The 10,887-nt window shown below is 35.0% G+C and carries 12 protein-coding genes; 5 read left to right on the top strand and 7 right to left on the bottom strand.

Annotation, left to right across the window (positions count from 1 at the left end):
* Positions 1 to 88: 88 nt before the first annotated feature.
* The 6 genes from HYI04_RS16190 to repM all read right to left on the bottom strand — a co-directional run bounded on the left by HYI04_RS16190 (position 89) and on the right by repM (position 6,534).
* Positions 89 to 352 carry a BrnT family toxin gene (locus tag HYI04_RS16190; RefSeq protein ID WP_178896386.1) on the bottom strand — a complete coding sequence of 88 codons (264 nt, stop codon included), beginning with the start codon at positions 350 to 352 and terminating at the stop codon, positions 89 to 91.
* Between the two features lie 303 nt (positions 353 to 655).
* Positions 656 to 2,047, bottom strand: coding sequence for a GntP family permease (locus HYI04_RS16185; protein ID WP_178896385.1), 1,392 nt, complete (start codon positions 2,045 to 2,047; stop codon positions 656 to 658).
* 124 nt (positions 2,048 to 2,171) lie between these two features.
* Positions 2,172 to 3,479 (bottom strand): histidinol dehydrogenase, encoded by a 1,308-nt coding sequence (gene hisD, locus HYI04_RS16180; protein WP_140975750.1) that lies wholly within the window; start codon positions 3,477 to 3,479, stop codon positions 2,172 to 2,174.
* A 141-nt stretch (positions 3,480 to 3,620) separates the two neighbouring features.
* Entirely contained in the window at positions 3,621 to 4,673 is a 1,053-nt protein-coding gene (locus HYI04_RS16175; protein ID WP_140975749.1) for a LacI family DNA-binding transcriptional regulator, read from the bottom strand.
* A gap of 322 nt (positions 4,674 to 4,995) precedes the next feature.
* Positions 4,996 to 5,526: a plasmid replication DNA-binding protein gene (locus tag HYI04_RS16170; RefSeq protein WP_178896384.1), complete on the bottom strand. Its 531-nt coding sequence runs from the start codon at positions 5,524 to 5,526 to the stop codon at positions 4,996 to 4,998.
* A gap of 78 nt (positions 5,527 to 5,604) precedes the next feature.
* Entirely contained in the window at positions 5,605 to 6,534 is a 930-nt protein-coding gene (gene repM / locus HYI04_RS16165) for a replication initiation protein RepM (RefSeq protein ID WP_094148990.1), read from the bottom strand.
* A 762-nt stretch (positions 6,535 to 7,296) separates the two neighbouring features.
* Between repM and HYI04_RS16160 the strand changes: the two genes are divergently transcribed.
* Genes HYI04_RS16160 through HYI04_RS16150 form a run of 3 tightly spaced genes read left to right on the top strand, consistent with a single transcriptional unit; the run spans position 7,297 to position 8,112 of the window.
* On the top strand, positions 7,297 to 7,572 hold the full coding sequence (locus HYI04_RS16160; RefSeq protein WP_004676369.1) for a type II toxin-antitoxin system RelB/DinJ family antitoxin: 276 nt from the start codon (positions 7,297 to 7,299) through the stop codon (positions 7,570 to 7,572).
* On the top strand, positions 7,550 to 7,882 hold the full coding sequence (locus tag HYI04_RS16155) for a type II toxin-antitoxin system YafQ family toxin (protein ID WP_005105749.1): 333 nt from the start codon (positions 7,550 to 7,552) through the stop codon (positions 7,880 to 7,882). Before HYI04_RS16160 ends, HYI04_RS16155 begins: the two co-directional genes overlap by 23 nt.
* A 26-nt stretch (positions 7,883 to 7,908) precedes the next feature.
* Complete coding sequence (locus HYI04_RS16150; protein ID WP_005105747.1) at positions 7,909 to 8,112, top strand: hypothetical protein; 204 nt, start codon at positions 7,909 to 7,911, stop codon at positions 8,110 to 8,112.
* Between the two features lie 489 nt (positions 8,113 to 8,601).
* Here the strand turns inward: HYI04_RS16150 and HYI04_RS16145 are convergent, their stop codons facing one another.
* Positions 8,602 to 9,591: an Abi family protein gene (locus tag HYI04_RS16145; protein WP_018680088.1), complete on the bottom strand. Its 990-nt coding sequence runs from the start codon at positions 9,589 to 9,591 to the stop codon at positions 8,602 to 8,604.
* Positions 9,592 to 9,799: 208 nt separating this feature from the next.
* On the opposite strand from HYI04_RS16145, the gene HYI04_RS16140 reads away from it, so the two are divergent.
* Both HYI04_RS16140 and HYI04_RS16135 read left to right on the top strand, forming a co-directional pair.
* A complete protein-coding gene (locus HYI04_RS16140; protein ID WP_018680089.1) occupies positions 9,800 to 10,045 on the top strand; it encodes a hypothetical protein in 246 nt (81 codons plus the stop codon).
* 86 nt (positions 10,046 to 10,131) lie between these two features.
* A complete protein-coding gene (locus HYI04_RS16135; RefSeq protein WP_018680090.1) occupies positions 10,132 to 10,629 on the top strand; it encodes a YfbU family protein in 498 nt (165 codons plus the stop codon).
* Positions 10,630 to 10,887 lie beyond the last annotated feature (258 nt).

Here is a 10,887-nt window from a genome sequence, read left to right as displayed (position 1 = left end):
AAAATCATTTGAATGATTTCTTCTTGGTCTACGTGCCATAAAATACTCCATATATTGATGTTTATAACATCATTTGAGGAGCAGAATATCACTTATAGGAGTTGTTCAAATTTACGGATCCATCTCTATGATCCATCCCATTATGGTCTTGTACTGTGTGGGCCACCAATAAAACAGCTTGCCCATGTACCATACCTATCGCTTGCCAACGATATTCACCATTTTCAAAGCGATCCTGTTTATATAAGGCATGAGCATCGTAAAAAACCAATGTCGCATCTTCAAAAGCTACACCATGTTTTTTGAGGTTTGTTTCTGCTTTATGCTCATCCCATGAAAACTCAATTTCCATAGTTGCATCGCTTTTTGTTAATATAAAAATGTTAATACAAAATTGTAAATTTTGCAAAATTTAGCCAATTTTTATTGGCGGAATATATCAAAACTGCTCATAAAAAAGCCGACTTGTTTCCAAGTCAGCTTTTCGACATCGTCGAGCATCACCACTATAACACAAGTGTATGATTTTTATATATTTAAAATATGCGTTTCGTATAACGCCCATTATGTTAAATAGATAGTCTTAATCTATCAAATTTTCACAATGTATTTACCATTAATATAATTACCAAGTTTATTTCTCACAGCTTTTTTACTAAACCCAGCCAGTCATATAGAAAACACCAATAATTAAGAATGATGCTGCAATTTTAATGATTGTAATACTGAAAATATCTTTATAGGCTTCACGGTGTGTTAAACCCGTGACGGTTAGTAATGTAATAATAGCGCCATTATGTGGAAGAGTATCCATACCACCAGCAGCCATAGAGGCGACACGGTGTAAAACTTCTAAAGGTATACCAGCAGAATTTGCTGCAGCTACAAATTGGTCAGCCATTGCACCTAGCGCAATACTCATCCCACCTGATGAAGATCCTGTTATACCGGCTAAAATGTTAATTGTAATTGCTTCATTTAATAAAGGATTACTAATCCCTTGCAAAGAACCTGCAACTATCACGAAACCTGGTAAAGCTGCAATAATTGCACCAAAACCATATTCAGAACCAGTATTCATTGCAGCAAGTATAGCTCCACTGATTGCACTTTTCGTTCCGTCAGCAAATTCAATAAAGATGGTTTTGAAACTAAAAATTAAGATACACAAAATACCGCTACATAAAGCACCTAATACGGCCCAAATGGCGGTAATTTTCTTAATTTCTACGGGAACAACGTCTTTCATTCCAGCAAGTTGCAGTTCAAATAAAGATGGATACCAATGAGGTATATAATGCGTTAATAATAAATTTACAAGTCCTACTAATAGCAAAGGTGACAGTGCAATTAGTGGGTGAACTAACTTAATATCTGCTGGCGTTTGTGGTTCATTACGTGGATTATCTCCATAACCTTCACCAGCTAGTTGTGCTTTTTTTCTTCGGCTTTCTAAATAGATAATGCCAGTAATAACAATAAAAAGTGAGCCAATGATCCCTAGAGTGGGTGCTGCCCAACTCGTTGTATTAAAAAATGTGGTTGGAATAATATTTTGAATTTGTGGCGATCCAGGCATCGCATCCATAGTAAACGTAAATGCTCCTAATGCTATTGTTGCAGGCATTAAACGTTTAGGAATATTACTCTGTCTAAACATTTCAGCAGCAAAAGGATAAACTGCAAAAACGACAACAAAGAGTGATACTCCACCATATGTTAATAAACCACAAATTGTAATAATGATGGGAATAGCACGCTTTTCACCCAAAATTTTGATAATAGCGCCAACTATTGAACGCGAATAACCGGATAGTTCAATAAGCTTACCGAAAATTGCACCTAATAAGAAAACTGGGAAATACAATTTTATGAATCCAACCATTTTATCCATAAAGAGGTTGGTAAACGCGGGAGCAACTGCGCTAGGATCAGTCAGTAAAACAGCGCCTAATGCAGCTAAAGGGGCGACTAGAATTACACTATAGCCCCGATATGCAGCAATCATTAAAACGAATAATGCAGCTAATGCAATAAAAACGCTCATGAGAATCCTCTCATTAGAGCAGGGAACTTTCAACCATCCATGTTTAAGATTTGGCGTTTCCCTGCCTTTTGTTTATTAAAGTTATGTGATTTTTTATACTCATTATTGAGCAATCTTTAAGTCATTATTCAGCAACACCTGCATAAGGAACATCTTTATGACCATATCGACGTACACGGATATTGGCTTGTTCACCATGACCGGAAAATCCTTCTAGGTCACATAAACGTGAACAGTATTCACCAATGAGAGAAGATGCCTCATCTGTAAGTACTTTCTGGTAAGTACAGGTTTTAATAAATTTACCTACCCATAGACCACCCGTATAACGAGCCGCTTTTTTAGTCGGTAAAGTATGATTAGTACCAATAACTTTATCACCGTAGGCAACATTGGTACGAGGGCCGATAAATAGTGCGCCAAAATTTTGTAAATTATTCAAGAAATAATCTGGATTATGCGTCATCACCTGTACATGCTCAAAAGCAAGTTTATCGGCAATCTCAAGCATTTCTTCATCTGAATCAGCAACAATAACTTCACCAAATTTCTCCCAAGCCTGACGAGCAATTGCAGCAGTGGGTAAAATATTAAGTAAGCGTTCTACTTCTTGCATTGTTTCTTTTGCAAGAGCCATTGATGTCGTGAGTAAAATTGCAGGAGAGTCTGGTCCATGCTCTGCTTGGCCTAATAAATCAGTCGCACATAATTCACCATCTACAGTTTCATCAGCAATAACTAATGTTTCTGTCGGCCCAGCAAATAGATCAATACCTACACGACCAAATAGTTGACGTTTAGCCTCTGCAACAAATGCATTTCCTGGCCCAACTAAAATATCAACTGGTGCGATGCTCTCAGTACCAATAGCCATGGCTCCAATCGCTTGTACACCACCTAAACAATAAATTTCATTAGCGCCTGCTAAATGTTGTGCCGCAACAATAGCGGGAGCTGGTTTACCATGGAAAGGTGGTGCACATGTGATAATCCGAGGAACACCAGCAACACGAGCTGTAATTACTGACATATGTGCTGATGCTAAAAGAGGATATTTTCCACCTGGCACATAACAACCCGCAGCACTTACTGGAATATTTTTATGACCAAGAATGACACCTGGCAGAGTTTCAACTTCGATATCTTTAATGCTATTACGTTGATGACGTGCAAAATTTTCAACTTGCGTTTGTGCAAAACGAATATCTGTTAAATTACGTTTAGTCAACTGAGATAAACATGCTTCAATTTCTTGTTCACTCAATCTAAAGTTATCACGTTCTACTTTATCAAATTTGAATGACAATTCTCTGATCGCTGCATCACCACGTGCTTCAATATCAGAAAGAATATTTTCAACTGTTTCACGAACCTGAATTTGAGCATTTTTTACAACTTCAGGTGCTGCTCCTTGTTTTAACCAAACTGCCATGTCGGATTCTCTCTTAAAAAATAAAAATTTAACTTAGATTTAAAATAATACTTTTTGCATACGTATGCAATAATTATTTAAAAAATATTTTTAACAAAAAAGAAAGAATTAAAAAATAATAAGTAATTGTATTTTATGTTTTTATTTATAATCAAATACTACTTTAGGAAGTTTTGAAGATTGACGAACAATTAATTCTCCTTCAACAACAATATGTTTAGGAAGTGAATTTTCATTTTCAATTTGTTCTAATAATATTTGAATGGCTTGGTCAACCATTTGTTTTGAGGGTTGCGAAAATGTGGTTAATTGAAATGAATCCCAACCTGCAAGGTAATTATCATCGAAACCAATGATTGAAATATCTTTGCCAGGTTGTAATGAAAATTCATTACGTGCTACTTCAATAGCACATAAAGCCATGTGGTCATTTGCACAAAAAATAGCATCTGGTTGTTTGGTTAAATTCAGAAGTTCACGTGTTGCTTGTCGTGCATTTTCATACGTATAGTTCCCTATAGCTTTTTGAACATCATATATACCGTGGTGGGCTAAGTATGAAAAATAAGTATTTTCACGATCTCGATTCGTTGATGAATTATTTTCTCCTGCGATATAAGCAAAATTTTGATGTTTACCAGCCAGCAAAAAATCAACAATTTTCTGCACACCCAAAATATTATTTCCCGTTACACTCGAAATTTCTTTAGATTCTGTTTTTCTCGTCATCATTACAACTGGCAGATGGTTTTGCTTACATTCATCTGCGATATGAGATGATAAATTGACGGCAATAAGAATAAGCCCAGCTAATGGATAATGTAATATTTCTTCCATTAAAAGGTCAGAATTTTGGCCTGTTTCATTAGTAAAAAGTAAAATACGATAGCCATTGCTTGAGAGTTCCTGTGACAGCTCTTCTAATATAGATTGATAATAAGGATTTGTATTGAGAGGAAGTACTATTCCTATAAGAGTTGATTTTTTTGTTATCAGTGAGCGAGCTATCAAGTTTGGTCGATAGCCTAATTGTTCAGCTGCTTCAATAATCTTTTTACGTGTTTTTTCAGAAATACTTGCACCCGGTGTAAAGTGACGAGATACAGCCGATTGTGAAACGCCTGCAACTTTTGCTACATCATGTGCTGTTACTGAACGTTTTAATGAACGAGTTATTTCATTATCATTCGGCATTTAATCATGTTCCTACAAAACTTTATAAAATATTTTAACCTGAATAAGGGATAAGGAATATATTTGATAAATTATCCTTAAAAGCAAGATTTTAAATGATTTAAAGTAATCTCAAATTATATTCAAAAATTTAGAATTTCTAAAATTAACATAATACACCTTATACGAAATGCGTTATAATTTATTTTGAAATTCAAATACTTATTTCAAAGTTTATAGCCCAAACATCACTGTTTGGGTTTTTTTTATGATTTTTCACGTTCCACGCCTATTCTTTGACCAATGTTTCACGACTTTGTTCATATTAGTTAAACAATCGTGGTTAATCATAGGGTCTAAAAAAACGGCTCCAAAAGCCCCTTTTCTCCGGCTCCTGTTCAATGTGCTCCGGCACTGGAATCCGCTTATTTTTCCTCTGCTCCAGAGTAGTCAATCCGTCATGTTTAGCTTCTGCTGTGTCAGGTTCGGGATCTGGTTTGACTATGCTGGGTTGCACTAATTCTTGATCGGTAAACGTAGTCATATTAGGTTTTGGGGCTTCTAATAGGCGTTGCATCGTTTCAATTTGGTTTTGATAGAAAGATTCCCGATCTTTGGCATCATCAAGCTGATTTTTCAACATGTCTATCTGCTGTCTAAGCAGTAAAACTTCTGCCGAATTTTGACTGTCTACTTTTACAGATTCTTTTACATCCTGTTTTTTGACGGGTTCCCCAAAAACACGGATTGCTTCCGCTAGATCAATCTTATTCTCAGAATTTTTACTTAAAATTCCTTTCTTTATGTTGTTGTAAATCGTTTGTCTATTGATGTTGTAGAGCTTGGAAAGTTCAAGAACTGTAAGGGTTTTCATCCTGCAAACCTATGCCTAAACTTGTAAAATGTTATTGCCTATTAGACTGTCTAATAGGCAAATGATCAAGTTTAAATTTTAGGCAGATTGGAAACCAACTTTTTGAAGATAAGGGAGTAATTCTTGGAATTTTTCACTATCTTGAAGCATTTCAGCAATACGTATAGCGAATTGTGGGTAGCTTTCTGTCCCCTGAGAATACTTCCCCATTTCTGGTAGTTCGGAAAGTTTAGTAGCGAATAAGTGGCGTTGCTTATCTGTCATTCTAGAGAATAGATCAGTTGTATTAGGATCTCTATTAGTTTCTATAAATCGAATAGTTGCTTTCTTTGGCTTAAAGCTAAAAGAAAATCCTGAGATTGAACGACCCTTTTTATGCTGTTCGTATTTAACAGTTATATCTGAAAGTTCGTTGATTTGATCTACTGCAATATCTAAAACACGTCTCTTAAATGCTTCCATTCGAATGTATTCGTTAACACCTATACCAAGTTGGCTACGAAATTTATTTAATTCATAAACAGGCGTTTTCCCTACAGACTTCCATTGCATTAAGAGTTCATAAAGACGTACTGCATAGACGCTTTTGAAGTCAGCAGTTTTTTTCAAATGATAACTAGTAAAGTACTGTTCAAACCCATCTATTTTAGTGACATGTTCAATTACCACACGAGTTAAGGTAACTAAAATTCTTCCTTCACCTTTCCGATAATTAGCATCTTGAATCCAGCGACTTTTTGTTAAAGTTCCATCTTCATTGGTAATAGTAAATTGTCTTTTAAAAAGAGAATCTTCTGCTTCAATTAATGCTAAATAAGCTGCATCTGGAGAAACGTTAAATGCTTTAGCATATCTAAGAGCATTTAATTCTAAAGGTTCATCTGTTGATAATCCTTGTCCAGTCTCACGAGCGTCTACAATTGCGAGCTGAAGTAAGCGGGTTTCGCTTAAAGTAAGTGTCTGTAAAGCTTGTACAAGTTTATTAGATTTTACGACTAAGTCTGTCATGTCATTCTATTTAGCAACAATTTTATTATGTTGCTATAACAACATAATAAATATTTGTTGTCAAATACCGAGGAAACGTTGCTATATAACCGAGGAAACGTTGCTATATAACCGAGGAAACGTTGCTATATAAAGTTTGAAAGCCTTATAAATAAAAGAATTCATTAGAGTTAAAAACATTTAAAAACTTTAAAAATAATTAAAAGCCTGGGGAATGAAAAATTGCCCTTGGTTTTCGCTACGCTCAAACTCTATTGAATCTCGCTTTCGCTCGATTCGTCGGGGCAATTTTTTGGCTCATCTCGTTGTGACTTCAATAAAAAGCAAAAGCACGATGAATTCGCTTCGCTCATAAAGCTTTTTTACTCGCTACGCTCGATCTAGACTCAAATTTCTACATGTGATTAACGCTTATTTAGGCTTCACAGCCTAAAAAGCTGTTTTTCAGAAAGTCGAGGTGCGAATTTTGGTGATGTCGCTCGTAGACACTCGCTTGGTTAATGTTTTCTAGTGGTTTATTAGTGTTGTGTCATTTGCTTCTATTTGAGCTTAGAGAGACTTTTTTGTTTTTAGGTAGATTATTATGTTTAAGTTTGAGATCGCCTCTCTATGGTGAAAATAGAGCGTTTAAATGCGATATTTTTTTATTGGCCTAATTTTTCTGTTTGATCAATAAATCGAAATATCCTTTTATTTGAAATATTCAGGCCTGAATATGCTACTATGTATCTCAATTGAGTTACATAACATTCAGGTGAAGATATGACTTCTCAAACCTCAATGCTACACGTTCGAATTGATGATGAAACAAAGCTACAGGCGCAACAAGCTTTGAAATCAATGGGTATGTCTGTGTCTGATGCTGTACGAATCTTTCTGACTCGTGTAGTAGCGGAACAGGCGATTCCATTTGATGTACGTGTACCCAATACCACAACTGTAGCTGCTATGAATGAAGCTGATGCGCTCATTCAAGCCAAGAAAGCCCGTTTTGAAACTGTAGAAGACTTGTTTAATGACCTCGAAAAAAACAGCTAAAGATAAACGGGCCGTTTTACCTCGATCATCGGATTATACCAAAGAGTTTTTAGCAGACTGGCAAAGGCTTTCTCGTAGTGGTCGTTATGACATGAGAAAGCTTAAACAGGTCATGATGCTGATTATTGCTAATGATGAGCCTTTAGGTGCTGAATGGGTTGATCATGCACTCAGTGGTAATCAATGGAAAAACTGCCGTGAACTGCATGTCGGTGGTGATTTTCTGCTGATCTATCGTATTGAACCAATCTCTAAGTTCGAGATGGTGGTTTTTGTGCGTACTGGAACGCATAGCGAGTTATTTAAGTAAGCACCAAACAAAGAGGATCTGTATTTATGAATGAAGCAGAAAAAGAGCGGTTAAAAGAGATTTTTAGAAGCTCAAAGGGAATCGTAGATCACGAATTTTCTCAAGAAGTCATTGATGCTTGCAAACCTTATGAAGATGCAAGACACCAACGTATTTTGAATGGTGAAACGACTTTGGAGCAGGAAGAAGCAGCTTTAATGGCTGAATGGAGACGATTGAACCCTAAATAAGCTTATAAGAGCTTAAATTGCATTTATTTTGGTGTTTTTTTATCAAAAAAGAGCAAATTTCATCAAATTAAAGCAAATGGTTTTATCAAAAAAGCGCAACTAAAAGCAAAAATCAGCAAATAAGATCAAATAAAGGCAAATCCTAGTGTGTGGTATGTATCAAATTAAGGCAAATATACGCAAACTGGAATTTGTACGATGAGGCAAGATGTGTATTGTACTAGTACATGCAAGCTGTACTACCCCAATACCTACACAATTCGCATACGCTCAATGTCTCATCTTGTCCTTCGGAGTTTATTTTGGCCGACAAAAATAACTATCAGGCTTTAATTGATCATTGATCGAGTAGTTTTAGATTTAGAAAAAATCTTTCTCGCTTGAGAGTAAGCCACCAGACCTGGAGTCTCGTATAAGAGATTTTATGTTAAATAATCTCAAAAAATGTAAAGCATATTAATAAAAAAACTGATATTTATCGGGGTTTGGTTATTTCCAAATTGGATGCTTATGCCAGTCCAAGGGGAGTGTTGTAAACTTTGTGATATCTCCTAACGGAAAGTTTTTTTCTAAAAGACAATATATTGAATCTTTCCAATCTTTAGCGTGACCTGTAGGCTCTAGTAATCTAGCAATGACAATAATTAGGGCATACAGCCCACCATTTGTATGGTCAGATATTTGTAGTTCTGTAGCAGCATCAGCAGTAAGTACATCCTTAACTTTTCTATTCCAAAGCCTGCCATGATGAGCACAAACATTACGATATTTATTAATTAAGAATAAATGACTGTTTAAGTTTTCCTTATCTATATGAATGTATGGAGATGGTGAACTTGATGATGTCGTACCAATATTGAAACTATCACTTATTAAATGCTTATGTGATGATTTAAGGTGTTTGTAAATTTTTCTTAAAGTGCCGAAACTCACAATTTCAGTTAGCACCCAAAATGGTAGTTTTGGGTGGTCATCATAAGTATCATTATAAGTATTCTTAAAGTGACTAATAAAGTCTTCGCCTTTAGCACGGGATATTTCAGTGTTGATACCTTTCATCAACCCCTGATAGTCGATACCTTTCAAATTTCTACGTGATCGCATGTAGAACAGTGATTGATCATACATAGCGAATGCATCATTGTTGATACCCGGTATATGGTAGGCGACCTGAGTTCTTAGAAATGTTTCTATATCAGTAATTGCTTCAAAAATTAGTTTACGTAATTGATAGTCGAACTCATAAATTTGTATAACTTCTTCAAAAGTATGACCTGATTCGAATTTACCTAACTTTTTAGTACTATCATTTGGATCTCGTTGTCTGAATAAATGCCAATAAGCACTAAGTCGATAATAGTTGTAACTGATTAAACATTTTTTAGCGTAATTTTCATTATGAATGATCAGTCCATTGACTTTAAGTTTTTCAATTTGTTGATCTAATGTTAGATAGCTTTTGTTGTATGGGATCAACAAGGAACTTTTCTCCAGACGAAAAAAAACCGCTTAGTAGGCAATATATCGATAACTCGATATATATATGTCAAGAATGTTGACAGAGGCGAAGCGGTATCTAATTAATATACTAGATAGCATATACTAAATAGTAAAGCATTTTTTCATATATATTTAATATTTAAAAGATTATTTTTAAAATTAAGTATCTAATAAGGGGTAAAGTGCCATGAAACATCCAGAAATTAAACCATATGATTGGATAAGGGTAGGTAATCGTAACTGCGTTGTTATGAATATTTATCCTAGTAACTCTCCTTTTGGAGTATGTAAAGTTGTATTCAATCCACAAAAACCTACTACTCATGACGTTGATTGGAATGGTCAACAATGGTTTTTCCCTGAACGTCCTGATTTTGGAGGATATGGTAGAGATGGATGTCCATTTGTTCGAAAGCTAAAACAAGGAATATAAATTAAGTGAAATTAATAGGGATAATACCTTGAAAAATAAAATAATAAATAGATATATAGAGTTCCAATACTTTATAAGATGAACAAATGAAAATTGAATTAACAGATAAAGAGCGTTTATTTCTAGCTAATCAGCATGAAATTTTAGGTCATTTAAATACGGATAATTCGGATTATCACTTTAAGTTAGCTGAACAGCTACGAGATGGTCATGAGTGGCTATACTCTCAAAGTTTTGATTACTTCTCTGAAAACTTACCATCGGAAGATGCTGACCTTGTTTTAGATATCCTACAGGTCTATGAACTAATTGGTGATACTTACAGTCGATTATCTGATAAAAGTGGTATTTCAGATACTCAAGTAAAGTTCCCTGGTTTTGATGGGAATAATGAGCCTGAGTTTATGAGTTTTGTTGATGCTCTGGAAAAAGATAATCGCTATGTTGATGTGATCCAAGCAGGCAACAGAAACTCTCATTCAGCTAAAGTTCATGTATATGAACGAATGATTGCTAAATGGCAAGAGCTTGGTAAGCCTTATACTTTAACTAAGGAACAGCTAATCGATATTTTAGAGGCATAATTAAGAGTTCTTAAAATTAATAGAATACACGTTATGTGAAGTTGAAAATTGAGACTATAGCCTTAATTTTTATGTGTTTTTTAAAATTTAAGACCTAGGCTAATGCCTAGGTTTTTTTATTTCGTATAACCGCCATTATGTTAAATAGATAGCAGTTGGGAGATTATTTATTCTTTCAATAGACAAAAACTTGCGGAATTTTTCTTAATTTGTAATCCTTGCGGCCAAGGGTGTCTAGCGTAGCTAAGACAGGTATTC

Source organism: Acinetobacter sp. SwsAc2 (assembly GCF_013391465.1).
GTDB lineage: Bacteria > Pseudomonadota > Gammaproteobacteria > Pseudomonadales > Moraxellaceae > Acinetobacter > Acinetobacter johnsonii.
Note: the sequence above shows the minus strand (reverse complement) of the source record. Positions and strands in the feature narration are given on the sequence as shown.